The organism is Knoellia altitudinis, from assembly GCF_042666355.1.
GTDB lineage: Bacteria > Actinomycetota > Actinomycetes > Actinomycetales > Dermatophilaceae > Knoellia > Knoellia altitudinis.
The window spans coordinates 1,313,035-1,339,219 of record NZ_JBHTDK010000001.1 but is presented as its reverse complement, the minus strand read 5'-3'; the positions used below and the strand labels follow the sequence as shown (position 1 = coordinate 1,339,219).

Annotated in this window: 24 protein-coding genes and 2 tRNA genes; 14 read left to right on the top strand and 12 right to left on the bottom strand. The window is 70.3% G+C overall.

What is annotated here, in order from left to right; genetic code table 11:
- Genes ACFQW8_RS06330 through ACFQW8_RS06320 form a run of 3 tightly spaced genes read left to right on the top strand, consistent with a single transcriptional unit; the run spans window position 1 to window position 3,217 of the window.
- Complete coding sequence (locus tag ACFQW8_RS06330) at window positions 1–927, top strand: phosphotransferase family protein (RefSeq protein WP_380086126.1); 927 nt, start codon at window positions 1–3, stop codon at window positions 925–927.
- Complete coding sequence (locus ACFQW8_RS06325) at window positions 924–1,838, top strand: T3SS effector HopA1 family protein (protein ID WP_380086125.1); 915 nt, start codon at window positions 924–926, stop codon at window positions 1,836–1,838. Before ACFQW8_RS06330 ends, ACFQW8_RS06325 begins: the two co-directional genes overlap by 4 nt.
- The gene (locus ACFQW8_RS06320; RefSeq protein WP_380086124.1) at window positions 1,835–3,217 is read left to right on the top strand and encodes a lanthionine synthetase LanC family protein; all 1,383 of its coding nucleotides are present in this window, start codon (window positions 1,835–1,837) and stop codon (window positions 3,215–3,217) included. The genes ACFQW8_RS06325 and ACFQW8_RS06320 overlap by 4 nt, the downstream gene beginning before the upstream one ends.
- Here the strand turns inward: ACFQW8_RS06320 and ACFQW8_RS06315 are convergent.
- Window positions 3,167–3,517: a protoporphyrinogen oxidase gene (locus ACFQW8_RS06315; protein WP_380086123.1), complete on the bottom strand. Its 351-nt coding sequence runs from the start codon at window positions 3,515–3,517 to the stop codon at window positions 3,167–3,169. The two genes, ACFQW8_RS06320 and ACFQW8_RS06315, sit on opposite strands and share 51 nt — an antisense overlap.
- 120 nt (window positions 3,518–3,637) lie before the next feature.
- Here ACFQW8_RS06315 and ACFQW8_RS06310 point away from each other — a divergent pair.
- Together ACFQW8_RS06310 and ACFQW8_RS06305 are read left to right on the top strand one after the other, a co-directional pair.
- Window positions 3,638–3,725 (top strand) — tRNA-Ser (locus tag ACFQW8_RS06310).
- Window positions 3,726–3,879: 154 nt separating this feature from the next.
- Complete coding sequence (locus ACFQW8_RS06305; RefSeq protein ID WP_380086122.1) at window positions 3,880–6,411, top strand: glycoside hydrolase family 32 protein; 2,532 nt, start codon at window positions 3,880–3,882, stop codon at window positions 6,409–6,411.
- Between the two features lie 71 nt (window positions 6,412–6,482).
- On the opposite strand, the gene ACFQW8_RS06300 is transcribed toward ACFQW8_RS06305, so the two are convergent.
- A complete protein-coding gene (locus ACFQW8_RS06300) occupies window positions 6,483–7,505 on the bottom strand; it encodes a LacI family DNA-binding transcriptional regulator (protein ID WP_380086121.1) in 1,023 nt (340 codons plus the stop codon).
- Window positions 7,506–7,649: 144 nt separating this feature from the next.
- On the opposite strand from ACFQW8_RS06300, the gene ACFQW8_RS06295 reads away from it, so the two are divergent.
- The 6 genes from ACFQW8_RS06295 (at window position 7,650) to ACFQW8_RS06270 (ending at window position 13,352) form a co-directional block, all read left to right on the top strand.
- Entirely contained in the window at window positions 7,650–8,750 is a 1,101-nt protein-coding gene (locus ACFQW8_RS06295) for a substrate-binding domain-containing protein (protein WP_380086120.1), read from the top strand.
- 1 nt (window position 8,751) lies between these two features.
- A complete protein-coding gene (locus ACFQW8_RS06290) occupies window positions 8,752–9,774 on the top strand; it encodes an ABC transporter permease (RefSeq protein WP_380086119.1) in 1,023 nt (340 codons plus the stop codon).
- Window positions 9,775–9,832: 58 nt separating this feature from the next.
- Window positions 9,833–10,675, top strand: a complete 843-nt coding sequence (locus ACFQW8_RS06285; protein ID WP_380086118.1) for an ATP-binding cassette domain-containing protein — start codon at window positions 9,833–9,835, stop codon at window positions 10,673–10,675.
- A complete protein-coding gene (locus tag ACFQW8_RS06280; protein WP_380086117.1) occupies window positions 10,672–11,061 on the top strand; it encodes a universal stress protein in 390 nt (129 codons plus the stop codon). Before ACFQW8_RS06285 ends, ACFQW8_RS06280 begins: the two co-directional genes overlap by 4 nt.
- Before the next feature lie 347 nt (window positions 11,062–11,408).
- Complete coding sequence (locus tag ACFQW8_RS06275; protein WP_380086116.1) at window positions 11,409–11,612, top strand: cold-shock protein; 204 nt, start codon at window positions 11,409–11,411, stop codon at window positions 11,610–11,612.
- 174 nt (window positions 11,613–11,786) lie between these two features.
- Complete coding sequence (locus tag ACFQW8_RS06270; protein WP_380086115.1) at window positions 11,787–13,352, top strand: LCP family protein; 1,566 nt, start codon at window positions 11,787–11,789, stop codon at window positions 13,350–13,352.
- Window positions 13,353–13,459: 107 nt separating this feature from the next.
- On the opposite strand, the gene ACFQW8_RS06265 is transcribed toward ACFQW8_RS06270, so the two are convergent.
- On the bottom strand, window positions 13,460–13,987 hold the full coding sequence (locus tag ACFQW8_RS06265; protein WP_380086114.1) for a methylated-DNA--[protein]-cysteine S-methyltransferase: 528 nt from the start codon (window positions 13,985–13,987) through the stop codon (window positions 13,460–13,462).
- 124 nt (window positions 13,988–14,111) lie between these two features.
- Window positions 14,112–14,200: transfer RNA gene (locus tag ACFQW8_RS06260), tRNA-Ser, on the bottom strand.
- 109 nt (window positions 14,201–14,309) lie between these two features.
- Here ACFQW8_RS06260 and ACFQW8_RS06255 point away from each other — a divergent pair.
- Entirely contained in the window at window positions 14,310–14,828 is a 519-nt protein-coding gene (locus tag ACFQW8_RS06255) for a hypothetical protein (RefSeq protein ID WP_380086113.1), read from the top strand.
- Window positions 14,829–14,900: 72 nt separating this feature from the next.
- Here ACFQW8_RS06255 and ACFQW8_RS06250 read toward each other — a convergent pair whose 3' ends face one another.
- The 6 genes from ACFQW8_RS06250 to ACFQW8_RS06225 all read right to left on the bottom strand — a co-directional run bounded on the left by ACFQW8_RS06250 (window position 14,901) and on the right by ACFQW8_RS06225 (window position 22,748).
- Complete coding sequence (locus ACFQW8_RS06250; protein ID WP_380086112.1) at window positions 14,901–16,340, bottom strand: sensor histidine kinase; 1,440 nt, start codon at window positions 16,338–16,340, stop codon at window positions 14,901–14,903.
- Window positions 16,337–17,071, bottom strand: coding sequence for a response regulator transcription factor (locus tag ACFQW8_RS06245; RefSeq protein WP_380086111.1), 735 nt, complete (start codon window positions 17,069–17,071; stop codon window positions 16,337–16,339). The genes ACFQW8_RS06250 and ACFQW8_RS06245 overlap by 4 nt, the downstream gene beginning before the upstream one ends.
- Window positions 17,072–17,213: 142 nt before the next feature.
- Window positions 17,214–18,395, bottom strand: coding sequence for an acyl-CoA dehydrogenase family protein (locus tag ACFQW8_RS06240; RefSeq protein ID WP_449274531.1), 1,182 nt, complete (start codon window positions 18,393–18,395; stop codon window positions 17,214–17,216).
- 38 nt (window positions 18,396–18,433) lie between these two features.
- Window positions 18,434–19,282 (bottom strand): CoA transferase, encoded by an 849-nt coding sequence (locus ACFQW8_RS06235; protein ID WP_380086110.1) that lies wholly within the window; start codon window positions 19,280–19,282, stop codon window positions 18,434–18,436.
- Window positions 19,282–21,477, bottom strand: a complete 2,196-nt coding sequence (locus tag ACFQW8_RS06230) for a 3-hydroxyacyl-CoA dehydrogenase NAD-binding domain-containing protein (protein WP_380086109.1) — start codon at window positions 21,475–21,477, stop codon at window positions 19,282–19,284. Before ACFQW8_RS06230 ends, ACFQW8_RS06235 begins: the two co-directional genes overlap by 1 nt.
- A 50-nt stretch (window positions 21,478–21,527) precedes the next feature.
- A complete protein-coding gene (locus tag ACFQW8_RS06225; RefSeq protein ID WP_380086108.1) occupies window positions 21,528–22,748 on the bottom strand; it encodes an acetyl-CoA C-acetyltransferase in 1,221 nt (406 codons plus the stop codon).
- A 113-nt stretch (window positions 22,749–22,861) separates the two neighbouring features.
- Here ACFQW8_RS06225 and ACFQW8_RS06220 point away from each other — a divergent pair, with 113 nt between their 5' ends.
- The gene (locus tag ACFQW8_RS06220; RefSeq protein WP_380086107.1) at window positions 22,862–23,467 is read left to right on the top strand and encodes a TetR/AcrR family transcriptional regulator; all 606 of its coding nucleotides are present in this window, start codon (window positions 22,862–22,864) and stop codon (window positions 23,465–23,467) included.
- Window positions 23,468–23,602: 135 nt separating this feature from the next.
- The gene (locus ACFQW8_RS06215; RefSeq protein ID WP_380086106.1) at window positions 23,603–24,421 is read left to right on the top strand and encodes a response regulator; all 819 of its coding nucleotides are present in this window, start codon (window positions 23,603–23,605) and stop codon (window positions 24,419–24,421) included.
- Window positions 24,422–24,430: 9 nt separating this feature from the next.
- Here the strand turns inward: ACFQW8_RS06215 and ACFQW8_RS06210 are convergent, their stop codons facing one another.
- A complete protein-coding gene (locus ACFQW8_RS06210; RefSeq protein ID WP_380086105.1) occupies window positions 24,431–25,696 on the bottom strand; it encodes an SGNH/GDSL hydrolase family protein in 1,266 nt (421 codons plus the stop codon).
- A 147-nt stretch (window positions 25,697–25,843) separates the two neighbouring features.
- The gene (locus tag ACFQW8_RS06205; RefSeq protein WP_380086104.1) at window positions 25,844–26,179 is read right to left on the bottom strand and encodes a YnfA family protein; all 336 of its coding nucleotides are present in this window, start codon (window positions 26,177–26,179) and stop codon (window positions 25,844–25,846) included.
- Window positions 26,180–26,185: the final 6 nt, after the last annotated feature.

The window sequence follows — 26,185 nt, the reverse complement described above, 5'->3', positions numbered from 1 at the left end:
ATGACCTCCACCCCCAGCCTGCTCGGTGCGGCCGTGCGTCACGGGCTCGTGCCCGCGGCGGACGTCCACACCGGACTCGTCCGCGTGCGCGCCGTGTCGCGCAGCAACCCCGTCCACGTCATCGAACGTGCCGGCGTGGCAGTGGGCTACGTCAAGCAGGCTGGGGCGGCGGCCCGTCTCGACGGTGACGACACCGTCGGCGTCGAGGCGGCCATCCTGGGGGCGATCGCCCCCCTTCGACTCGCGCCGGCCCCGGTCCTTCAGGGGGGATCGGGGTCGGTGTGGATGACCGCGCTGCCCGGCAGCGAGCTGGGCGTCCTGCGTGGTGACGCGGTCCTGCGTCCGGTGGCGATCGACCTCGGGCGGTCCCTCGCGCGCCTCCACCGCTTCCCCGTCACCGGCACCGACCTGCCCGAGGCTCCACGCCCCTGGCCGTTGCGCGACGGGCTCCCGCCCTCCATGCAAGGGGGCCGGGAGCGCGCCGACACGCGACCGATCCTCGACCGTCTCACCGACCCGGTCATCCGCCACGCCCTCGATGTGGCGCGCGCCCAATGGCACCCCACGCACCTCGTCCACGGCGACGTGTCAGCGGGCAACGTCATCGTCCAGACCTCGCCCTCAGGTGAGGTGCGTATCGGTCTCATCGACTTCGAGCTCGGGGGAAAGGGCTGTCCTGAGCATGATCTCGCCTCGGCTGCGGCCATGCTGGCTGACCTGTCGCACCCGGGACTCGACCTCGCGACCCTCTGCCTCGAGGCCTACTGGGCTGCGTGCGGGCCGGCGTCCCTCACTGCGCCGTGGAGATGCGTGCGGGCCCTGCTCACGGCCTGGCAGGTGGCTCTCACCCACGGCGAGGACGGCGCCGCGGACGTGGCGCGCCTCCTGGCTCGTGCCACGACAGCGGCCGACGAGGTGACGACATGAGCGGATGGCGGCCGGAGCACGCCGACCAGGTCTGCGCGGCATACGACGTCCTGCGCGGCTCTGCCGGAGTGGTCGCGCCCGCCGAGTATCTCTACCGGCACTGGTATGCCGTCCGCGCACCTCACGCGGTCCCGCGACGTCGCTGGGACGCTCCGGTGTCCGGCACGGCGCGTGCCGCCCACGGGGCTGCGGCGCATTGGGCGGTGGAGGACTCCGAGGTCGTGGCGATGGGCATCGCCGGGGTCGTCGTCGTGGCAACTCCTCGCGGTCGGCGTGCCCTCTGTCGGGGCGAGTACGTCACGACGCAGGGGCGTCCAGGCTTTCCTCCCGTCGTGGGCGACCGTGTGCGCGCTCTCGCGCGCAACGGGGCCATGACCCAGGAGGGGTGGTGGCGGACGTGGGGGAGCGACTGGGACCCCCAAGCCCCCTCCGCCCCCCTGGTGCGCGTCTACCTGCGCCCGGCTCCCGGCGCGGTCGCGCAGTTGGTGCACGCCGTGACGTCGGCACTCTCGGACACGGGCGAGTGGCTGCTCAAGGTGGCGGTCACGCCGGAGGAGCTCCTGCGACCCGACGCGTGCGTCGCCTACCTGGCCGGCGCGCAGGGTGACCGGCTGCGTGACGTCGTGACCGGGGCCTGCGCCGGCCTGACGGCAGGAGGCCCGCCACCCCTCACCGAACGCCTCGGTGACGGGGTCGGCTGGGCGCAGGATCCGGGGACGGGAGAGAGCTTTGGTGAGGTGCGCTGCGCAGCCATCGCAGCGGCATACGAGCGGCTGGGAGACGCGGCAGGAGGCGAGGCACGGCTGGCCGACGAGGTCTGGCTCGAGGTGGTCGCGCGCGAGTTCGGTCGTCGAGGCATCCAGACAGGTGCTCCACACCGAACACCGGTCCTGGTGGGAGCGAACCCGTGAGCACCGCCGGCACAGACGTGGATGTCGAAGTGGAGATGGTTGGCGCCGACCCGGCGGAGGACCGGAACGACGAGGAGACCGATGACCGAGCGCGCGTCCTGGACGCCGCCCACCGGTGCGTCGACCTGCTCGTGCGGACGGCGATCATCGACGGGTCCGGCAGGCCGACGTGGCCGACGTGGGAGATGGGGCCTGACGGTCCGCTCGGCGTCGTCGCGGGCCGACGCTCCCTCTATGACGGCGATGCCGGGGTGGTGTGGGCACTGACCCGCCTCGGCACCGCCCTGCACCGACCCGATGCTGCCGAGCTGGCCGCGTCGGGTGTCGCCGCACTCCGGCAGACCCGCCCCACCGGCGAGGGTGCTCCTGCCGGCCTGCTCGTCGGAGAGGCCGGGGTCGACCTGCTGGGGCGCGACGGCCGCGGCAGCACGCAGAGGTGGTCGGACGGCAGTGACCTGACCGACGGGCTCGCGGGCATCCTCCTCTCGCTGGCGCAGAACCGACGTCGTGAGGACCACGCGGCCCGGATCGTCGCCGAGCTCCGGGATCGCTCCCGGGCCGAGGTGTGGGGGCGCAGCTGGCCCGACCACCGGCTCGAGGGCGATGCTGCCCGCCCCCTGTGCGGGCTGGCCCATGGCGCGTCCGGTGTGGCCTGGGCGCTGGCCGAGGCAGCCGCCGTGTGGCCGAGTCTTGCGTCGGCCGCCCTCGAGCTCGCCGACGAGGCCCTGGCGTGGGAGTCGACGTGGTCGGAACCGGCGCGGGGAGGCTGGCCGGACCTGCGGGAGGGGGACGTGACCTGGCCCGACCTCTGGTGCCACGGAGCAGCGGGGGCAGGCGCCGTCAGGTTGCGTCTGCTCGAGCTCGATGCGGACGGTCTCGATGTGCCGTGGTCACTGGACACGACCCGGGCCGAGGCCGAGCTGGCGGTGCAACGGTGCGGCCGGGCCATGAGTGACGCGGCCGAGCAGGCGGTCGTTTCCGGCGTCGAGATGGTGGCCGGGGGCTGGACCCTCTGCCACGGAGCCGGTGGGCCCGCAGGTGTCGTGTCGCTGGCGGCGGACGTCTTCGACGTGCCGGAGCATCGCGCCCAGGCCATGGCTGCCGCCGCTGCCTTCGTCTCAGCCGCCCCGGTCGACCCGGGCGACTGGCCGTCTGGGCTGCGCGGCGCCGACGGGGACGTCTCACTGCTCACCGGCGTGGCCGGGACGGCAGTGCTGCTCGCTGATCTCGCGCTGCCCGGTTCGGTCCCGGCACTGGTGCTGCTCGGTGCCGGAGGCGTGCGGGCCGGGTCCGGTGCGGCTGCGAGTGCGCCTGCGGGTGCGCTCGCCTCAGCGCCGCGTGGCGTCAGCCCACGGGTCGTCGCCTCGCCTCGCGGCTGACGCCACCCACGGGTCGCCGCCGGTCGCAGGGTCGCGCCGGTCGCTGACCCGGGACGGGATCGTCCTGGAGGCGCGCAGCTTCTCGCTCGTCGCCCTGGCGGCGTCGGCCACGAAGTCCGCGACGACGGGTGCGGCCTTGGTGCGGGCGCTCTCCTTGGCGTGGGCGACCTGCTTCTGGACCGGCTGGCTCTGCCAGACCTTGCCCGAGACCTTCTTGATCTGGGCATAGCGCTGCTTGCCGGCGCGAGCGCCGAGGACGTAGCCGGCGGTGAGGCCGACGATGAAGCTCAACTTGGGCATGGGGTGTCCCTTCCGTTCAGGCTCCCCGACCCTACCTGCCGGGAGCGCGAGTCCGGTTTCTGCGTCAGGGGTGCTCACGGCATACCCTGTCTGTCGGTCACCGGTTCCGCCGGTGTGCCCGGCGGGTTCGCATAGTGGCCTAGTGCAGTCGCCTTGAAAGCGACCAGAGTGAGAGCTCTCGTGGGTTCAAATCCCACACCCGCCGCCATCCCGAAGCAAGGTCGGCACGCGCTCAGCCGCGTGCCGTTGCGCGTCCTGTGCCCGCTCGGACCGTGTCTCACGATGCGACCTCCCCTCTTGACGTACTCGGCGTTCTCCCATGTCATGGCCTATGACAACGTTGTCATAACCGGGAGTCCTCCATGTCAGTCCTCGCTCGTCCGTCCTGGCGCCGCCACCGCGTCGTCCTCTTCCTCGTCGCGCTACTTGCCGCGGTCGGCATCGCTCCAGCCGTGGCCGACACGCCTCAGCACCGGCCGGCCTACCACTTCAGCCCAGCCAAGAACTGGATGAACGACCCCAACGGGCTCGTCTTCCACAAGGGCGTCTACCACCTCTTCTTCCAGTACAACCCGCTCGGCGACCGCTGGGGCAACATGTCCTGGGGCCACGCCACGAGCAAGGACCTCGTGCACTGGGACGAGCAGCCCGTGGCCATCCCGTTCGACGCGAACGAGGGCGTGTTCTCCGGCTCGGTCGTCGTCGACACGACCAACAGCTCCGGCTTCGGGACGGCGCAGAACCCGCCTCTCGTGGCGATGTACACCAGCGCCTACACGCCGGCGAGCGGTCGCGACGGCATCCAGGCCCAGTCGCTCGCGTACTCGACGGACGACGGCCAGACCTGGACGAAGTACTCGGGCAACCCCGTCATCGACATCGGCTCGCGTGAGTTCCGCGACCCCAAGGTGTTCTGGTACGCGCCGGCGAAGGAGTGGCGCATGGTCGCCGTCATCGCCAACGAGCACAAGGTCCTCATCTGGCGCTCCGCCGACCTCAAGCAGTGGACTCGGCTGTCGGAGTTCGGTCCGCGCAACGCGACCGGTGGGGTGTGGGAGTGCCCCGACCTCTTCCCGCTCGCGGTCGACGGCGACCCGGCCAACGTCAAGTGGGTCATGCTCGTGAGCCTCAACCCGGGCGGCATCGCCGGCGGCTCGGGCACGCAGTACTTCGTCGGCGACTTCGACGGCACGACCTTCACCGCCGACGGCCCGGCAACCTATGAGCCGCCGGCCGGCACGCTGCTCCAGGGCTTCGAGAGCGGGTATGCCGGGTGGACCCCGACGGGGACCGCCTTCGGCTCCCAGCCCGCGACCGGTGCACTGCCCGGCCAGCAGGCTGTCACGGGCTACGTCGGGAACCGGCTCGTCAACAGCTTCGTCGACTTCGACGCATCGCAGGGCGAGCTGACCTCACCGAGCTTCACCATCAACCAGCGCCACCTCAACTTCCTCATCGGGGGAGGCCGTCACCCGGCGGTCCCCGGTGCGACGCAGGGTGATCCGGGCGGCGAGGTGTTCACCGACTTCGAGACGCTCGACCCGGCGACCCGCCTGCCCGCCGGGTGGAGCGCCACCGGTGACTTCGTCGGCTACGGCGCCACGAGCTCGGGCCTGCCCTACCACCAGGGCGACAAGGTGCTCGACACCTGCGTCGTCCCTGACAAGTGCGACCCCGCCGTCGGCACGTTCGTGTCACCGGAGTTCACGGTGACGCGCGACTGGGTCAACCTCCTCGTCGCCGGTGGCAACCACCCGCTCGGGACGAGTGGCCCCACCGTGGTCGAGCTCGTCTCGGGTGGCCGGGTCGTCAGCTCCGTCACGGGCAACGCCTCCGGTGAGCTGGACTGGCGTCACCTCGACGCCCGCTCCGTCGTCGGGTCACCGGCCCGCATCGTCGTCCGCGACGAGAACAGCACCGGCGACTGGGGGCACCTCATGGTCGACGACATCCGCTTCTCGGACACCGCTGCCGGGCCCCGTGACACCCAGACGACGGTCAACCTCGTCGTCGACGGTGAGGTCGTGCGCTCGAGCACCGGCTCGGACAGCGAGTCGCTCGACTGGACGTCCTGGGACCTCTCCGACCTGCAGGGCCGCTCGGCGCAGATCCGCATCGTCGACCACAGCTCGGGTGGTTGGGGCCACATCCTCGCCGACCAGTTCATGCTCTCCTCGGCCCCGGCGAAGAACGGGACCGACCGCGCGGACTGGGTCGACTACGGGCGCGACAACTACGCCGGGGTGACCTTCAACGGGCTGCCCGACGACCAGCGCATCTCCATCGGCTGGATGAACAACTGGCAGTACGCCCAGGACGTGCCGACGAACCCGTGGCGCGGCCAGATGACGATGCCGCGCGAGCTGTCGCTCGTGTCCTCGGACGCCGGGCCCCAGCTCCGTCAGGTGCCGGTCGCCGGCATCGACAAGGCGCTGGTCAACCGCGACAAGGAGCAGGCCAAGGTGCGTCCGGTCGCGACCGGCGAGCGGGCGACCGGGCTCGACGCCACGGTGGCCCGGGTCGAGGTCCGCGTCGCGCTCGGGTCCGCCACCGAGGCGGGCGTCGTCCTGCGTCGCAGCGCCGACGGCTCGGTCGGCACGAGGGTCGGCGTCCGTCGCGACGGCACCCTCGTGGTCGACCGGACGAGGAGCGGTGACGTGGGCTTCCACCCCCTCTTCGCCAGTGTCGAGGAGGCGCCGGTGACGGTGCGGGACGGTGAGGTGAGCTTCACGGCATACCTCGACCGCAGCTCGGTGGAGGTGCTCGCCGAGAGCGGCCAGCGCTCGATCACCGATTTCATCTACCCGCCGGCATCGGCCACGGGTGTCGCCACCTACGCGAAGGGTGGGACGGCCAAGGCGATCGACATCAAGGTGACGCCGCTGCGGCCCTGACGGGTCGCGAGGCATGACCCACCGCACCGTGGAGGCAGTGTTCACGCCTCTGCGGTGCGGTGGGTCGAGCGTCAGGCGGGAGGGATCTCGCCGGAGCCGCGCACCACGAGCGTGGGCTCGACGACGACCCGTTGTGGAGGCGAGGTGTCGCCGTCGAGGCGGGCCATGAGCAGGTCGGCGGTGAGCCGGCCGATGCGTCCGACGTCCTGCCGGACGACGGTGAGGGCCGGTGTCACCAGGTCGGCGAGCGGGAAGTCGTCGAAGCCCACGATGGCGACCGACTGGCTCAGTCCGCGCCGTTGCAGGGCCCGGACGGCGCCCTGGGTGAGGTCGTTGCGTCCCGCGAAGATGGCCGTGGGCGGCTTGGCGAGGTCGAGCAGGTGGGTGACGGCGGCCTCGGCGGCGGCTGGTCCGCGCAGGCCCAGCACCGAGAGCTGGTCGTCGGGGCGTATGCCGCGGGCGCGGAACGCTGCGACGTAGCCGTCGCGCCGGTCGCGGGCGGTGTAGATCTCGGCGAGGTCGGTCAGGCAGGCAATGCGCCGGTGTCCCTGTGCGAGAAGGTGTTCGACGCCCATCTGGGCGCCCTCGAAGTTCTCGACGGTGACCGAGTCGGCCGCGACGCCACGGGGTTCGCGGTCGACGAAGACCACCGGTAGGCCGGCTCGGACCTCGGACGCGAGGTAGTCCTGCCGGTCGGTGGACGGCATGAGCACGAGCCCGTCGACGCGACGGGTCACGAGGTCGTGCACGAGGGAGCGCTCTCGGTCGGGCTCCTCGTCGAGACTGGCGGACAGGATCGCCGTGCCGCGGTCCCTCGCTGCGTCCTCGAGCGAACGCAGCAGCGCGGCCGAGAAGCTGTTGCTCACGTCCTGGAGCAGTGCCCCGATGAGCCCGCTGCGGCCGCCTCCTCGCCGGAGGTTGCTGGCGCCGAGGTGGTGGCGGTAGTCCAGTCGGTCCACGGCTTCCTGGACGCGGGCCCGCACGGCGTCGGCGACGCCGGGCTCGGTGTTGACGACGCGTGACACGGTCTTGATGCTCACCCCAGCGAGGGCCGCGACATCTCGCATGGTGGCGCGGCTGGCCTGGTCACTCATCGAGCCCGGCCTGTCGCGCCTTGGCTGACAACGATGTCACTGGCACATCACGATTTCTACGCTATCTCTTGACCTGAGCGCAAGAGAGGCCTATAAATGGCTTTGACAACGTTGTCATCGGACACTCAAAGGAGAGTTACCCCCATGCGCACTTCCACTCGTGCAACACGCGCCCTCGTCTGCGCTGTGGCAGCCTCGACCGCCCTCGGGCTGGCGGGCTGCAACCGATCCAGCGACTCAGACACCGGTGGCGGCGGTGGTGGTGGCGAAGCCCAGGTCGGCGTCGCCCTCATCACCAAGGACTCGACCAACCCGTTCTTCGTCGCCATGCAGGAGGGCGGCAAGGCCGACGCGGCCAAGAACAACGTCAAGCTCACCATCGCCTCCGGCAAGCAGGAGGGTGACGACCAGGGCCAGATCACGGCCATCGAGGACGCCATCGCCCGTGGCGACAAGGGCATTCTCATCACCCCGATGAGCACCGGCGTCAACGCCGCGATCAAGAAGGCCCGCGAGGCCGGCCTCTTCGTCATCGCCCTCGACACCCCGCCCGACCCGGTCGACACCGTCGACATCACCTTCGCGACCGACAACCGCGACGCGGGCAAGCGCATCGGCCAGTGGGCCGCGGGTCAGGTCGCCGGCAAGCCCGCCACCATCGCGCTGATCGACCTCTTCAGCGACAAGATCGTCTCGGTCGACTACAACCGCGACCAGGGCTTCCTCGAGGGCATGGGCATCGACGTCAAGGACGGCAAGAAGAACGGCGACGAGGCCAAGACCGGCAAGTACACCGCGGCCGGTGGCGGCGACTACACGATCGTCTGCAACGAGGCCGGCAACGGCGAGGAGGCCGGTGGCCGCTCGGCCATGGAGAAGTGCCTCGCCAAGAACCCCGACATCAACGTTGTCTACACGATCAACGAGCCGACGGCCGTCGGCGCCAACGCCGCCCTCAAGGCTGCTGGCAAGACCGCGACGATCGTCTCCGTCGACGGTGGCTGTGCCGGCGTCGCGTCGGTCAAGAGCGGCGTCATCGGAGCCACGGCCCAGCAGTACCCCCTCAAGATGGCCACCATGGGCATGGAGGCCATCGCCAAGATCGCCCGCGGTGGTGAGAAGCCGAAGACCACGGAGGGGCTCGACTTCTTCGACACCGGTGTCGCACTCGTGACCGACAAGAAGGTCGAGGGTGTCGAGAGCATCACCTCGGACGAGGGCTCCAAGATCTGCTGGGGCAAGTGACATGAGTGCCGACGTCACGTCTGCTGCCGCCGAGTTCGCTCGGCGGCAGCAGTCGCCGGTGCAGAGACTGCAGCACCAGCTCCACGGCAAGCCGTGGCTCAGCCCGCTGTTCCTCCTCCTGGTGGCGTTCCTGGCGTTCTTCATCCTGACGCCGACCTTCCTCACGGCGAACTCCATGGGCATCCTGCTCCAGCAGACAGCAGTCGTCGCAGCCCTCGCCGTCGGCCAGACCCTCGTCATCCTCACCGCCGGCATCGACCTCTCGGTCGGCGCCATCATGGTGCTGTCGATGATGGTCATGGCCACCCTGGCTCGCGATGACGGGATGCCCGGCATCCTCGCGCTGCTCATCGGTGTCGCTCTCGCAACCGGGGCCGGCCTGCTCAACGGCCTGCTCGTCACCCGGATCAACCTGCCGCCGTTCATCGTCACGCTCGGCACGCTGAGCATCTTCACGGCGATCGCACTGCTCTACTCCGGCGGCTCGAGCATCCAGGCCGACCGTCTGCCCGACACCCTCAACTTCCTGGGTGAAGGCTTCGGCATCGGTCAGTTCCGGCTGACGTGGGGCATCGTCGTCGTGATCCTCCTCTATGCCGTCATCGGGTTCGTCCTGTCCCAGACCGCGTGGGGGAGATACGTGTATGCCGTCGGCGACGACGCGGAGTCGGCTCGTCTCTCGGGTGTGCCGAGCATGCGGATCCTCCTCGGGGTCTACACCGTGGCAGGTCTCATCTATGGCATCGCGGCCTGGATCCTCATCGGTCGGGCCGGTGCGGCAACACCGAACGCCGCCCCGGACGCCAACCTCGCGAGCATCACCGCCGTCGTCATCGGCGGCACGAGCCTCTTCGGTGGACGTGGCCGGCTCATCGGCACGCTCATCGGCGCGCTCATCGTGCAGACCTTCGCGTTCGGTCTGTCCCAGATGGGCGTCGACCAGCAGTGGCGCGTCCTAGCCACCGGTGTCCTCGTCATCGTCGCGGTCGCCATCGACCAGTGGATCAGGAAGGTGAAGTCATGAGCATCACCCCACGAAGTTCTGCGTTCCTCCGTCACTCCGATCCTTCGCGGGGGCCCCGATGAGCACCACGACGAGCGACCTCGAGGTCGCACACGGCGGTGTTCCCGCAGGCAAGGAGCACATCTACGGCGAGCCGCCCGTGCTCTCGGCCCGCAACCTCGTCATCACCTTCGGCCGCGTGGTCGGCCTCGACGGCGTCAACCTCGACCTCTACCCCGGCGAGGTGCTCGCGGTCATCGGTGACAACGGTGCCGGCAAGTCCACGCTCATCAAGTGCCTCACCGGCGCCTATGTCCCCGACTCCGGTGAGATCAAGCTCAACGGTGAGCCGGTCTCCTTCCGCAAGCCCCAGGACGCCCGCGACGCCGGCATCGAGACGGTCTACCAGCAGCTGGCCGTCATCCCCGCGCTCGACATCGCGAGCAACCTCTACCTCGGTCGGGAGGACCGTCGCAAGGGTCCCCTCGGCTCGGTCCTGCGGATGCTCGACAAGAAGGGTATGGAGAAACGAGCCGGCGAGTCCGTGCAGGACCTCGGGATCCAGACGATCCAGAACATGGGTCAGGCGGTCGAGACCCTGTCGGGTGGGCAGCGCCAGGCGGTGGCCGTGGCCCGTGCCGCGGCGTTCGGCAGCAAGGTCATCGTCCTCGACGAGCCCACCGCTGCCCTGGGCGTCAAGGAGTCCGGGATGGTGCTCAACATGGTCAAGCAGCTCCGCGACAAAGGCCTCTCGGTCATCCTCATCTCGCACAACATGCCGCAGGTCTGGGAGGTCGCGGACCGGATCCACATCCAGCGGCTCGGTGGTCGGGCCGGGGTCATCACCCCCGAGTCCCACGACATGGGCGACGGCGTGGCGATCATGACCGGCGCCACCAAGCTCAGCCAGGACGCGCCGTGACCATCGTCGTCGGCTACATCCCGAGTCCACCGGGACTGGCGGCGGTCGAGGCTGCGATCGAGGAGGCAGAGCGGCGGGACGCCCGACTGGTCGTCGTGAACTCAGGAGTCATGGGTGACTACTCGGGCCCGAGCTTCGCCGAGCCGCAGGACCTCGACGCCCTCGACGCCCAGCTCACCGAACGCGGCATCGACCACGAGGTCCGGCAGATGACACGTGGCCTCGCGCCGGCCGAGGAGATCCTGTCGGTTGCCGCGGAGGTCGGTGCCGACCTCATCGTCATCGGGGTGCGCAAGCGCTCCCCGCTGGGCAAGCTCGTCACGGGCAGCACCGCACAGCAGGTCCTGCTCGACGCCACCTGCGCCGTGCTGGCGGTCAAGGCCTGACACCGACGAGTCGAGTCATACGATCGAGGGTGGGGAACACGCACACGGCGCGTTCTCCACCCTCGACCGCGGCGCGGTCCGGCTCGTCCGCAGGTGTCGGTGAACACTTGGGTGAGGCTGCTCGGCTCGACGGGATCTGAGCACGCGATGCTGCTATTTTCGTGTCCGGTTGCACACCAAGGAGTTCCTCGCAGGTCGCAGTACGCGCCCGTCTGGCTGCCACAGTAGGCGGGCGCCCACGTGTCTTGAGCCGGGTCGTCCCGGAACGACGGGGTCATCGCCGACGTGCTACCGCGGGCGCCGCGACTCTGCTGCGTCGAAGTGCTACACACAGAAAGAGTTACCCCATGGCACAGGGCACCGTGAAGTGGTTCAACGCTGAGAAGGGCTTTGGTTTCATCGCCCAGGAGGGCGGTGGGCCGGACGTCTTCGTCCACTACTCCGCCATCGACACCCAGGGCTACCGCAGCCTCGACGAGAACCAGCAGGTCGAGTTCGAGGTCACCCAGGGTCCGAAGGGTCCGCAGGCCGAGCAGGTCCGCCCCCTCTGACCGAGGACTTCCCCAGTCTTTGGGACGAGGCCCCCTCCGCTGCTGCGGAGGGGGCCTCGTCAGGCCCGTCAGACCTGGGCCGCGCAGCGGGTCCTGACCCAGAGTCCTCTCAGGGTCGACCTCTAGACTCGACCCCGGCGCTGCGTTGAACCGGGGGTTCGACGCGGCGCCCCGATGCCCCCGGACGAAGAGGACTCCGTGCAGGACGAGCAGGACGAGCAGGTGGACAAGACCGGCGTCGGCGACGCTGAGCCGCCCAGCGACGCCGCTCGCCTTCGTGCCGCGTCGCGGGCCGCGAGCCGCGACGAGCAGCGCGCTCGTCACCGAACCCGTCGTCGGCGCATGCTCGTCCTCGCTGGGGTCGTGTCCGTGGTGCTCGTCATGGCCATGGTGGGGGCCTACTTCCGGCTCAACGGCAACATCTCCCGCATCGACGTCTCGGACATGCTGGGAGACGACCGCCCGACGCCCTCCGGCGATGTCGCCACCGGGCCCCTCAACATCCTCCTCATCGGCTCCGACGTGCGTGATGGCGAGGGCAACGAGGGCTACGGCAGTGGCGACTGGGAGCCCGGCCAGCACTCGGACACCAACATCCTGCTGCACATCTCCGGTGACCGGGAGTCGGTGACGATGGTGTCGATCCCGCGCGACTCGATGGTGCCGGCGCCCGTCGACTGCGACGCCGACGCTCCCGAGGCGCAGTGGAAGGTCAAGCAGTGGAACCAGAACTTCAACACGGGTGGACCGGGCTGCCTCATCCGCACCATCGAGGGCAACACCGACATCTTCGTCAACCACTTCGCCGTGGTCGACTTCGGCGGCTTCAAGGACATGGTGGACGCGCTCGGTGGAGTGCCCGCCTGCACGCCGGTGGCCATCGACGACCCCAAGGCGAAGTTCACGCTCTCGGCCGGACGCCACACCCTCGACGGTGAGCAGGCCCTGGGCTACGTCCGCACCCGCTACAGCGTCGGCGACGGCTCCGACATCGGCCGCATCAAGCGCCAGCAGGCCTTCATGTCGTCTGTGGCGCAGAAGGCCACCCAGTCGTCACTGCTCCTGCGCCCTGACAAGCTCCTCCGCTTCCTCGACGCGGCGACTCAGTCCCTGACGACCGACCCGGAGTTCGGTGTCGGGGCGATGCGCGAGGTCGCCAACAGCGTCAAGGGCATCGGCGTCGACAAGATCCAGTTCGTCACCGTGCCCACCGAGCCCTACGTGCCGGACCCCAACCGCGTCCAGTGGGCTCCTGCCGCCGACCGCCTCTGGGCGGCCATCCGGGCCGACGGCGACCTGGCCACCCCGACGCCCACGCCCAGCCCGTCCGACACGGCACCGCTGACCGTGACCCCGGACCGGATCGACGTCGAGGTCGTCAACAACTCGGGAGTCGTCGGCCTCGCCAAGCAGGCGGTCGAGGGACTGCGGGTGCAGGGTTTCGTCGACCCCGTGTCGAGCAACGGCACCGCGGTCGCGAGCGGCGTCACCATCGAGCACTCGCCCGCCGGGGCCGAGGCCGCCCGCACCGTCGCGGCGGCGTTCCCCGGTGCGACGGTCAAGGTGGCCACGGGAATGGGCTCACGCGTGCGCGTCGTCCTCGGCGCGGGTGCCCCCAACGTCGTGGCCGTGCCGAACCGTCTGGGCAAGGAGCCGATCCCCACGCCGACCATCACGTCGACCCCCTCGGCCTCCGGGAACATCGAGACCCGCAAGGCCGACGCCGACATCTGCTCCTGACTCCCCCTCTCCCCTTGATCGGGTGACCCGACAAAAGCCCGCTCCACCCGAGTTGGCAGGTCGGGTCGAGCGCCCCATGATCGGGTGACCCGATCATGGGGCGGGGGTCAGAAGAGGCGTGACGCGGCCACGTCGGGAGGCTCCTCCAGCGCGAGGAGACGGGCCTTGCGCTCCAGCCCACCGGCATACCCGGTCAGGGAACCGGCGGCACCGATGACCCGGTGGCACGGGATGAGGATGCTCACCGGGTTGTGCCCGACGGCCCGGCCGACCCGCTGCGCCAGACCGGGGTTGCCGAGCTCGCGGGCGATCGCGCCGTAGGTCGTCGTCGTGCCGTAGTCGACGCTCATCAACAGGCTCCAGACCTGCTCCGAGAAGGGGTCGCCGTGCGTCACCGTCGGGACGGTGAACGTCGTCCGCTCGCCACGGAAGTACTCGGCGAGCTCGCGAGCCGTGGTCTCGAAGACGGAGTCGCCGGTCGGGGAGATCCCGGTGCCGATCTGGTCGTCCGCCGGAGGGTGCCAGTGGACCGGGAAGTAGAGGCCGGCGAGGGCCGCACCCTCCGCAACCGCCAGGAGGTCGCCGAGGTCCGTCGCAAGCGTGGTGTGGCGGCGGGGGAGCGGGGTCGTCGTCATGATGCCCATTGAACGACGCAGCACCGACGGTTGTGAGTCGGGGCCGGAAGTCAGCCCGGTCGGCACGCGGCCCGGACACGGAAGAGGCCCTGGGCGCCGAAGCTCCCAGGGCCTTTTCCGTCGGCGGAGGCGGGGGGATTTGAACCCCCGATGGGTGTGAACCCAAACCGCATTAGCAGTGCGGCGCCATAAACCGGGCTAGGCGACGCCTCCTCAGCCGGATCAGGGTAACCGTCCTCACCCGCGCCGAGCAAAGCGGATGCGGCGAAGGGGTCGGGAGGACACAATGAGCCGCTGCCCACACCACGCTCAGGAGTCACGAATGACCCTCACCCCGCGACCGCCCGGCACGCCCGGACCATGGCCCGAGTCATCGCCGACTCCCACCGCGCCGTATGCCGCACAGCTGCCTGCGCCTGGCGCCACCCGTCCCGCATGGGTCGCCTGGACCGCGTTGGCGCTGAGTGCCCTGTCCTTCGTGATCGCCACGAGCATCGGGATCCTGTATGCCGTGGACCGCTTCTCCGAGTCCGTCCCCAGCCCCGCGCCGAGCTCCTCGGACGAGGAGTTGCTCTATGACGCGGGCTTCCCGGCCTGGGGAACCGTTGACATCGCACCGTCCGGGGCCGTCACCGAGATCGCCCTGAACAACGCCGTCACCGACGCGCTGACCGAGGCGCTCGATGACGAGTCGACCGTCAACGACGTGTTCTGCGACGCCCTCCTCGCGCCGAAGAAGGACCTCGTCACGACCTGTTCGGTGTCGGTCGACGAGTACGACTCGACCGTCGTCCTGTTCTTCGTCGACACCGAGGGCGACTTCCTGGCCACCCTCTACTGACGGCGGACGGGTCGCCGAGGAGGTCCGGCGCCGAATCCACGCCCGCTCCTGCTCGTTCGCGCCCCTGTCGGGTCAGGCGCCAAGGGCGGGGATGGAGACGGTGATGGTCGTCTGACCCGGGCGGCTGTCGAGACCCACGCTGCCGCCATGGGACTTCGCGACGGCGTCCACGATGGAGAGCCCCAGGCCGGTGGACCCACCTGCCCGGGTGCGGGCCTCGTCGCCGCGGGTGAAGCGCTCGAAGGCGCTGTCCTGCAGCTCTTCCGGCACCCCGGGGCCGTCGTCGGACACGGTGACGCGCACCCAGCCCTCGCTCTGCCGCAGGGACGTCACGACTCGGGTCCCGGCGGGGGTGTGTGTGCGCGCGTTGGCGAGCAGGTTGGCGAGGACCTGGTGCAGCCGGGCCCGGTCGCCGGTCACCTCGACGGGCTCGTCGGGCAGGTCGAGCTCCCAACGGTGGTCGGGCGCTGCGGCGTGTGCGTCCGAGACCGCATCCATCGCCAGGAGCGACAGGTCGACCGGCTCGCGCTCCAGGGGCCGTCCGGCGTCGAGCCGCGCGAGCAGCAGCAGGTCCTCGACGAGCCCCTGCATCCGCAGCGCCTCCGACTCGACCCGGGCCAAGGCATGGGTGACCGTCGAGGGAACGGGCGCGGGCTCGCGACGGGACAGCTCGGCATACCCACGGATGGACGCCAACGGCGTCCGCAGCTCGTGCGAGGCGTCCGCGACGAACTGCCGCACGCGGGTCTCGGACTCGTGTCGTGCCTGCAGCGCGCCCTCGACGTTGTCGAGCATGTTGTTGAGGGCGAAGCCGACCTGCCCGACCTCCGTGCGTTCGTCGGTGTCGGCCACCGGCACACGCTGAGCGAGCGCCACGGCCCCGGAGTCGAGCTCGAGCCGACTGACCTGGGTGGCCGTGTGGGCAACGCGCGACAACGGGGCGAGGTTGCGGCGGACGAGCCACTGCCCGCCGAGAGCGACGAGGGCCAGGCCGGCGATGGTCGTGCCGACGACGAGGCCGATGACGGCCTCGACGATGCGGCTGATGCCGCTCATGGGCAGGCCCGAGATGACGGTGTTGCCTGCGTTCCCGACGGCGGACGCGACGCGGTAGCTCCCCAGGCCCTCGACCTCGACGGTCCTGGGGGAGGCGCCGATGCGGGCCGCCTGCAGGGCGTCGATCTGAGCCGAGCTGAGCTCGCCGATGTCGCGGCCGTACTGCACCTGGTTGCGGACGACGACACCGTCACGCAGCACCACGAGCAGCGACTCGCCGCCACCGCCGGGGATCGGGCCTCCACCGGCCCCCGGTCCACGTGGACCGCCGGCGCGCACGAGGGACGACGTGACGTCCTGGTCGATCTGGTTGACGAGGTGGTTCTGCAGGGCGATGACGGTGAACGTCGAGGTGGCTGCCGTGATGACGAGGAAGAGCCCGACGACGGCGGCCACGAGCTTCGTCGTCAGTGACCAGCCGCTCGGGTCGACCCAGGAACGCTGGGACCGGCTCATTCCGCCGGCTTGAGGACGTAGCCGACGCCGCGCATCGTGTGGATCGTCGGCGCGCGGCCGGCGTCGACCTTCTTGCGCAGGTAGGAGATGTAGAGCTCGACGACGTTGGCCTGTCCGCCGAAGTCGTAGTTCCACACGCGGTCGAGGATCTGTGCCTTCGACAGCACCCGCTTGGGGTTGCGCATGAGGTAGCGCAGCAGCTCGAACTCGGTCGCCGTGAGGCGGATCTCGTCGCCGCCGCGCGTCACCTCGTGGCTGTCCTCGTCCATCGTGAGGTCACCGACGACGATGAGCGACGACGAGTCGTCGGCGACGACGGTCGTTCGCCGCATGAGCGCACGCAGCCGCGCCACGACCTCCTCGAGGCTGAACGGCTTCGTCACGTAGTCGTCGCCACCGGCAGTGAGCCCGGCCACGCGGTCCTCGACGGCGTCCTTCGCCGTGAGGAAGAGCACGGGGACGGCGTCGTCGTCGGCGCGCATCCGGCGCAGCACCTCGAGACCGTCGAAGTCGGGCAGCATCATGTCGAGCACGACCGCGTCGGGCTGGAACTCGCGTGCGGCCCTGACGGCCTTGAGGCCGGTGCCCGCGGAGCGCACGTCCCAGCCCTCGTAGCGCAAGGCCATCGACAGCAGCTCGGTGAGGTTGGACTCGTCGTCGACGACGAGGACGCGGACAGGACTGCCGTCGGGTCGCTGCAGCTTCGCGGACGAGGTCTGTGACGTGCTCATGTCGTCCAGTAGACCGCTGCGTGGTCGATGCTCCCCATGTGCCGCCTGTGTGGTTCTTGTGAACAGCGGAGGGTATGCCGCCCGCGCAGGTGTGCGGACGGCATACCCTCCGCTGGTTCTCAGGGCCCACTGCGGCGACGCGTCAGAGCGTGCGCGAGATGAGCTCCTTCATGATCTCGTTGGTCCCGCCATAGATCTTCTGGACGCGGGCGCCGGCATACATGCGGGCGATGGGGTACTCCATCATGTAGCCGTAGCCGCCGAAGACCTGGAGGCACCGGTCGATGACGTCGCACTGCACGTCGGTCGTCCAGTACTTCGCCCGGGACGCCGTGGCGGCGTCGAGCCGGCCCTCGAGGTGCAGCCCGATGCAGTAGTCGAGGAACGTCCGGGCGGCCAGGACGTCGGTGCTCACCTCGGCGAGGGTGAAGCGCGTGTTCTGGAAGTGCCCGATCGGCTTGCCGAAGGCCTCACGCTCCTTCGAGTAGGCGATGGCCAGCTCGACGGCCCTGTCGGCGGACGCGACGGCACCGACGGCGATGGCCAGCCGCTCCTGGGGCAGCTGGAGCATGAGCTGGTAGAAGCCCTGCCCCTCGGCGTCGCCCAGCAGGTTGGCGACCGGGACGCGCATGTCGGTGAAGGACAGCTCGCGGGTGTCCTGCCCGTGCTGACCGATCTTGTGGAGGACGCGGCCGCGCTCGAACCCCTCGAGTCCCGGCGACTCTGCACCGCCACCGACCTCGGCGACGACGAGCGAGACCCCCTGTGCGCCTTCCCCGCCGGTGCGGGCGACGATGAGGACGAGCCCCGCGTGGGAGGAGTTGGTGATGAAGGTCTTGCTGCCGTTGACGACGTAGTGGTCGCCGTCGCGCCTGGCGGTCGTGCGGATCCGCTGGAGGTCCGACCCGGTCGACGGTTCGGTCATGGCGATGGCGCCGATGAGCTCGCCCGTCGCCATGCGGGGGAGCCAGCGCTGCTTCTGCTCCTCCGAGCCGTAGTTGAGGAGGTAGTGGGCCACGATCGAGGAGTGCACCGAGTAGCCGAGGGCGTCGTCGCCGGCCCGTCCCTGCTCCCACATCACCGCGGCCTCGTGGGCGAACGTGCCGCCACCGCCGCCGTACTCCTCGGGGACCGAGATGCAGAGCAGCCCGGCCGCGCCGGCCGCCAGCCAGGTCTCCCTGTCGACCTGGTGCTGCTCGGAGAAGCGCTCGACGTGGGGAGTGACCTCGCGCTCGAAGAAGGTGCGGGCCAGGGTCGCGACATCGGCGACCTCCTCCGCCATCCAGGGTGAGACGTAGGTCGGGGGAGCGAGGATCTCGGGCACGGTGACTCCTTCGTCGGTGAACGGGTCAGCAGGACAGGTCAGGCAGAGGGCGATGTGACGGCAGCCAGCGGGATGTCGTGCTCGTGCGCCCACTGCTGCCACGCGAGGGCAGTGCGGGATGCGAAGACCTGCTCCAGCCGCTGGCGCGTGAGGTCCGCAGGGTCGAGCTCCAGGGCGGTGAGCAGCCTCGCGGTGAAGTGCGGTTCGAGCGCGGCGAGCGCGACGTGACCCTGCGACGCGGCATACACGTCATAGACCGGCAGTGCGCCACCGAGCAGGCCGTCGGGCACGGTCAGCCCGTGGACGACGGGCCGGGCCATCATGTGCGCGAGGTCCGCGAGGGCGACCTCGCGGCGGCAGCCCTGCCCGGTGCGTGCGCGCTCGACGAGAGCCGCTGCGGCCTCGCCCGCCGCCCGCTCGGCGCCGGCCAGGTCGACGACGGTCGTGGCCGGCATGCGCCCGTCCCTCACGAGCCCGGCAGCTGCCTGGTAGGTGAGGTCGTGTCCGGCGGTCTCGGCGTCGTCGCCTGAGTGGCCGACGATGTCGACCTGACAGACCTGGGTATGCCGTCCGCTCACCGCTGCGTGGTCGAGTCCCAACCGCGCCAGCGCTGAGGGACGCGAGCTGGTGACGAAGACGTCGGTCTCGGCGAGCAGCTCGTCCAGCCGCGCGCGGCCCGCATCGCTCTTGAGGTCCAGGCGCTCGATGGCCTGGCCCTCGTGGAGCTCGTCGAAGTAGGCCAGGGCGAAGTGCTCCAACGGGTCGCCGGTCGGTGGGAGCACGGTCGTGACGCTCGCTCCCCACGATGCCAGCCGCGCGACGGCGGCCGGCCCCGGGAGGTTGACGGCGATCGAGAGGACCCGCTTGCCCTCCAGCGGCCCGGTCATCAGGACGCCGCGGCGGCCTTGGCGGGGACGTCGACGAGGGTGCCGGACGCCGCGCGCGCAGTGAGCCACGCCGACGGGCGGAAGCGCTCGCCGTAGGAGTCGGCGAGCTCGTTGGCCCGCGTGACGAACCCGGCGAGGCCGCCCTCGTAGTTCGTCATGAAGGTCGCCGGTCCACCGGTGTGCGGCGGGAAGCCGATGCCGAAGATGCCGCCGATGTTGGCCGACTCGGGGTCACCGAGGACACCGTCCTCGAAGCAGCCGGCGGTCTCGAGCGCCATCCGGAAGAGGTAGCGGTCGCGCAGGTCGCGCACCGGGATGTCGGTGCCCTTGGACCAGCGCTCCCGCAGATCGGGCCACAGGACCTTCGGTGCGCCCTCGGGGTAGTCGTAGAGGCCGGCGCCGGCGGCACGACCCTTGCGACCGAGATCCACGAGCGTGTCGATGACGGTCTCGCCGGGGGTCTTGGTGAGCTCGCGCCCCTCGGCGGCCGCCGCCTTGGCGGCCTCGCCCCGGATGTGCTGGGTCAGGGTGAGCGACACCTCGTCGAGCATCGCGAGGGGCGGGGCGGGGAAGCCGGCCGACGTCGCGGCCCGCTCGATGACCTGGGGGTCGACGCCCTCGGCGACGAGCTGGGCGCCCTCGTCGATGAGGGTCCCGAAGACGCGGCTGGTGTAGAAGCCGCGGCCGTCTCCGACGACGATCGGGATCTTGCGGATCTGCTGGACGAGGTCGATGGCGCGGGCGGTGGCCTCGTCCGAGGTGCGCTCGCCGCGGATGATCTCGACGAGCTTCATCTTGTCGACGGGGCTGAAGAAGTGCAGTCCGATGAAGTCCGCCGGGCGCGTGGCGAAGCCCTGGAGCCCGGTGATGGGCAACGTGGAGGTGTTGGAGCAGAGGAGGGTGTGGGGTCCGACCACAGCCTCCACCTCGGCGAAGACCTTCTCCTTGAGGTCGTGGTCCTCGAAGACGGCCTCGATGACGACCTCGACGCCGGCCAGGTCGGCGGCGTCGGCGGTCGGCGTGATCCGGGCGAGGGTGGCGTCGCGGTCCTCCTGGGACAGCCGGCCCTTGGCGACTATTGCGTCGAGGAGCTTGGCCGCGTGGGCCTTGCCCTTCTCGGCGCCCTCGACCGACACGTCCTTGAGGACGACGTCGATGCCGGAGGTGGCGCAGGCGTGGGCGATGCCGGCGCCCATCATCCCGGCGCCGAGGATGCCGACCTGGCCGACCTTGGCGCGCTCGATGCCGGCCGGGCGCAGCGCACCCGAGCTGATCGACTGCAGGTCGAAGAAGAACGCCTGGATCATCGCGGTGGACTCACGACCGGCAGCGAGCTCGGCGAAGTAGCGGGACTCGATGCGGCTCGCGGTGTCGAAGTCGACCAGGGAGCCCTCGACGGCCGCCGACATGATGGAGCGAGGTGACTTCACCGGGCTGCCCTTGAGCTGCTTGCGCAGGTTGGACGGGAACGCCGGCAGGTTGGCGGCGAAGGCCGGGGTCGTCGGCGTGCCGCCGGGGATCCTGTACCCCTTGACGTCCCAGGGCTTCACGGCAGCGGACTCGTCGCCGGCGTGCTCGCGGATCCAGGCCTTGGCGGCGGGGACCAGCTCCTCACGGGTGGCGACGAGCTCGTCGATGACGCCCTTGGCGTGCGCTTCCTTGGGCGAGCGCTGCTGGCCCTGGAGCAGCCAGCCCATGAGGGCCTCGGTGATGCCGAGCATGCGCACGAGGCGGGTCACGCCGCCGCCGCCGGGGAGCAGGCCGAGGGTGACCTCGGGCAGGCCGAGCTTGACCTTGTCGTCGTCGACGGCGATGCGGTGGTGGCACGCGAGGGCCACCTCGAGCCCGCCACCGAGCGCGGCTCCGTTGATCGCCGCCACGACCGGCTTGCCGAGCTGCTCGAGCCGGCGCAGCTGGGCCTTGATCGCCTCGACCTCGGTGAAGGTGTCGGCGACCGTCTCGGGGGTGACCCCCTGGAGGTCGCTGAGGTTGCCGCCGGCGAAGAAGGTCTTCTTGCCCGACGTCAGCACGACGCCGGTGATGTCGTCGCGCTCGGCCTCGAGGCGGTCGACAGTCTGGCCCATCGCGGACTTGTATGCCGCGTTCATCGTGTTGGCGCCCGCACTCGGGTCGTCCATCGTCAGGGTGACGATGCCCTCGTCGTCGCGCTCATAACGGATCATGTTCTCGCTCATGGCTGGTGAAGTTCCTGTCCTGGTTCAGGTGCGCGGTCGGTGGCGCAGGGTCAGATGCGCTCGACGACGGTGGCGATGCCCATGCCGGCACCGATGCAGAGGGTGGCGATGCCGCGCTCGAGGTCGCGACGCTCGAGCTCGTCGACGAGGGTGCCGAGGATCATCGCGCCGGTGGCACCGAGCGGGTGACCCATGGCGATGGCGCCGCCGTTGACGTTGGTCTGGTCCTCGTCCCACCCCATGTCGCGCATGAGCTTGAGGGCGACGGCGGCAAAGGCCTCGTTGATCTCGACGAGGTCGATGTCCGAGGCGCTCATGCCGACCCGGTCGAGGGCCTTGCGGCACGCGGGGGCAGGACCGGTGAGCATGATCGTCGGCTCGGAGCCGATGACGGCGGTCGAGATGATCCGGGCGCGAGGGGTGAGGCCCATCTCCTTGCCGACCTGCTCGTTGCCGATGAGCAGGAGGGCCGCACCGTCGACGATGCCCGACGAGTTGCCGGCGTGGTGGATGTGGTTGATCTGGTCGACCTGGGTGTACTTCTCCAGGGCGACGAAGTCGAACCCGCCGGCCTCGCCGATGCCGGCGAACGAGGGCTTGAGGGATGAGAGGGACTCGACGCTCGTCCCCTCGCGGATCGTCTCGTCGCGGTCGAGGATCGTCAGGCCGCTCCGGTCCGTGACAGGAATGACCGACTTGCCGAAGTGGCCGGCCTCCCAGGCTGCGGCGGCGCGGGCGTGCGACTGTGCGGCGAAGCGGTCGACCTCGGCGCGGTCGTAGCCCTCGAGGGTTCCGATGAGGTCGGCGCTGATGCCCTGGGGCACGAAGTCGGTCGCCAGGGCGGTGGCCGGGTCCATGGCCCAGGCGCCGCCGTCACTGCCCATCGGCACGCGCGACATCGACTCGACCCCACCGGCGAGGATGAGGTCCTCGAAGCCGGAGCGCACGCGGGACGCGGCCTGGTTCACGGCCTCGAGGCCGGAGCCGCAGAAGCGGTTGACCTGCACGCCGGCCACGGGCTCGGGCAGACCGGCATACATGGCTGCAACGCGCGGGAGGACCGCGCCCTGGTCACCGACGGGCGACACGATGCCCAGGACGATGTCGTCGACCTTGGCGGTGTCCAGGCCCGGGTTGCGCTCGCGGACGGCGTCGAGAAGTCCGACGACGAGGTCGATCGGCTTGACCTCATGGAGGGAGCCGCTGGCCTTGCCTCTCCCTCGGGGCGTGCGAAGCGCGTCATAGATGACGGCCTGGGGCTGCTCGGGCATGGACCGGCTCCTTCAGAGGTGTTCACGAATGGGCGATGTCGGTTCGCTTGGCACGATACGCAGATGTTGAACACTTGTGCAATGGCGGGTGCGAGTGTTGACTGTCACCCACCATGCCGACCACCCCGACGACCCGGACCACCCCGACGACCCCGACCAGCGACTCGCGGTCCCGGATCCTTGCGACCGCGCTCCGCCTCTTCGCCGCCCGGGGGGCCGGCGCGACCAGCCTGCGCGAGGTCGCTCGCGAGGCCGGGGTCGCGCCGGGCCTCGTCGTGCACCACTTCGGCGGCAAGGACGGGTTGCGCGCCGCCGTCGACGACTTCGTCGTCGACCTCTTCCGCGACGCCGTCGACTCCGTGCCCCTCGACGGACCGGCTGACGAGGTGGTCGCGGCACGTGACCGCGCGGCGGCGCGGATGTTCGAGGACAACCCCGACGCGGTCGACTACCTGCGCCGGGCCGTCGTGACGCCCGACCCGGGCGCTGAGGATCTGGCTCGGATGCTCATGCAGGAGACCATCCGTCGCACCCAGACGTTGCGTGACCACGGCATTGCCCGGAGCCGGATCCCGGTCGAGGAGCAGGCTGTGGCGGTCTTCGTCCGCCAGCTGGGCAACCTCCTGCTCCAGCCGGCGCTGGGCCGGCTCTGGGCACTCGCCGACGCGTCGGCGCCGGTGCCGACGGTGCGAGTGAGCCTGCAGCGCGACACCGACTGAGGTCGGCGCCCAGCGGTGCTGCTCGGCCTTGAAACCGTGCATCACGATCTCGTCGGCGCCGGGACCCGACCGGGCCGAGTCATGACTTCTTCCCCGTCACCCAATCCGGCACGGCAACGTCTCCGAATGTGATGCGTGAATCGCCCCACGTCGGATCAGCGCGGCAGCATCGCCGTGACCATGCAGTCGTCCACGCGTGAGGCGGCACCACGTCGGATACCCGCCATGGGTGGTCGGGTCGTCGCGCCGGAGAGAGCCTGGCTGGCGGCGGCGCCCCCCGGGTCGGCATCTGCCCCGGAGCGGATCCGCCTCGTGATCGCCGACGACCACGACCTGTATCGCCAAGGCCTGAAGGTCGTCTTCGATCTCGAACCGGACTTCGAGATCGTCGCCGAGGCCGGGTCCGCGGGCGAGGCCGTCAGCCGCTGCTCGCGCCTCAGACCTGACGTCGTGATCCTCGGACACCAGATGCCGGGCACCGCCGGGATCGAGGCCTGTGCGGCGATCGCCAGGGCGTCTCCCAACACCAACATCGTCGTCCTCACCTCCTCCGACGAGGATGGCCACCTCTATGCGGCTCTGCAGGCCGGAGCCACCGGCTACCTGCTCAAGGACACCCCTGCCAAGCAGGTCGTCGAGTCGGTGAGGCTGGCCTACGGCGGCCAGTCGGTGATCCCGGCATCCATGGCCGGCCGGTTCCACGCCGAGCTCGCCTCTCTGAGAGCGAGCGTCCGCACTGAGTCGCCCTTGGGGCAGCTCTCCGAACGCGAGCGTGAGGTCCTCCGGCTCGTGGCGCGTGGCCGGACCAACAAGGACATCGCCGCCCGGCTGCTCATCAGCGAGAACACGGTGAAGAGCCACATGCGGACCCTGCTGAACAAGCTGCCGGTCAGCTCGCGGGTCGAAGCCGCACTCTTCGCCGTGCAGCAGGGACTGGTCGAGGAGAGGGACTGAGCTCGTGGGTCAGCGGCGGCACTCCAGTGCCCTGAGGTCGACGGCGTTCCCCATCGCCTCGTAGCCGGCGTCGCCCGGGTGCAGGTGGTCGCCACTGTCGTAGGCGGCCAGCATCCGAGCCGGCCGCGCCGGGTCGCGGACCACGGCGTCGAAGTCGACGACGGCGTCGAACTCGCCGCTGGTGCGGATCCACTCGTTGACGTCGGCGCGGATGGCGTCCTTGGACGCTGACCAGAGGCTGCCGCCCTCCCATGGCGTGATGGTGCCGCCGACGACACAGACTCCCCGGGCGTGGGCTCGGGCGATGAGCTGGCGGTAGGCCTGGATGAGGTCGGCCGGCTCCGTCGCGAACTCCCAGCGCAGGTCGTTGACGCCCTCCATGACGACGACGGTGCTCACATCCGGCTGCGCGAGCACGTCACGGTCGAAGCGGGCCTGCGCACTGACGCCCGGACCGTCGGCGAGCACCCGGTTGCCCGAGATGCCCGCGTTCATGACGCCGAGCTGCTGCGGCCTCGGACCGGACAGGATGCGGCGGGCGAGGACGTTGGTCCAACGTCGGTTGGCGCTCGTCGTTGACTTGTCGCCGTCGGTGATCGAGTCGCCCAGCGCGACCACGGTGTCGACCTGCTGCGGCGCCTCGACGATCGCCGACTCGACCCAGGCATGGCTCGTCGTCGGTGTCGCGAAGGAGCCGGGGGTCTCGTCGGCGGCATGGTCGCCCGGGGCCGAGATCCAGCTCGTCTGGTGGGCGAGCTTGTGGCCACTGACCGTGCCGGCGTCACCGACGACGTGGATGCTCACGGCAAGGGTCGCCTGGGGTGCGAGGTCGCCGGCCAACGGGTCACTGAGCACCTCGGCGCCCACGGGGACCGTCACCGACGGACTGCCGCCGAAGGACAGGCGACGGTTGGTCCCGGTAACCACGGACGCACCCTGCCCGGCCCGCCCCACCCAGACGGAGTCGAACGTCACCGGCACCGAGCCGAACGCGTTGGACAGCGAGATCCGCAGCCCCGACCCGCCCACACTCGTGTGGATGACGTTGCGGACCGTCTGGTCAGCCAGCCTCAGCGTCGTCGTGTCGACCGCCGTGCCCCACGTCCCCACCTGGTCGACGCGCGCACCGGCTGCCGGCGCAACCGCGCCGGTCGATGGTGCCGACGAGGAGGCGGGGGTCCACGGGCTGCTCGAGGGAAGGAACGCGAGAGCCGCCGTCGTCGCGACCGTGGCGGCGGCGGCCAGTGGCGCGCGCAGGGTGAGGCGAGGAGTCATGCCCTCCAGTCAATCCCGCCGTATGCCGTCCCGCCACCGCAGCGGGCGACTTCCCCCAACGTCCGCGCACGGTTCATCGCGACGTCACCACCCTGCCCGTGACAGGTTGCCGTGGCCGGCGTGACGTCTGCAGACGAGACGTCTGACTCAGGCCGACCGGGGTGCGTACATGATGACGGCGACACCGACCAGGCAGATGATCGCGCCGGAGATGTCGTAGCGGTCGGGTTCGAACCCGTCCGCGACCATGCCCCACGCCAGGGATCCGGCGACGAAGACTCCGCCGTAGGCGGCCAGGATGCGCCCGAAGTTCGCATCGGCCTGCAGTGTCGCGACGAACCCGTACAGACCGAGCGCGACCACGCCGGCACCGATCCAGATCCAGCCCTTGTGCTCACGGACTCCCTGCCAGACCAGCCACGCCCCACCGATCTCAGCGAGGGCGGCCAACGCGAACAGCAGCAGGGACTTCACGACGGTCATGCGCCA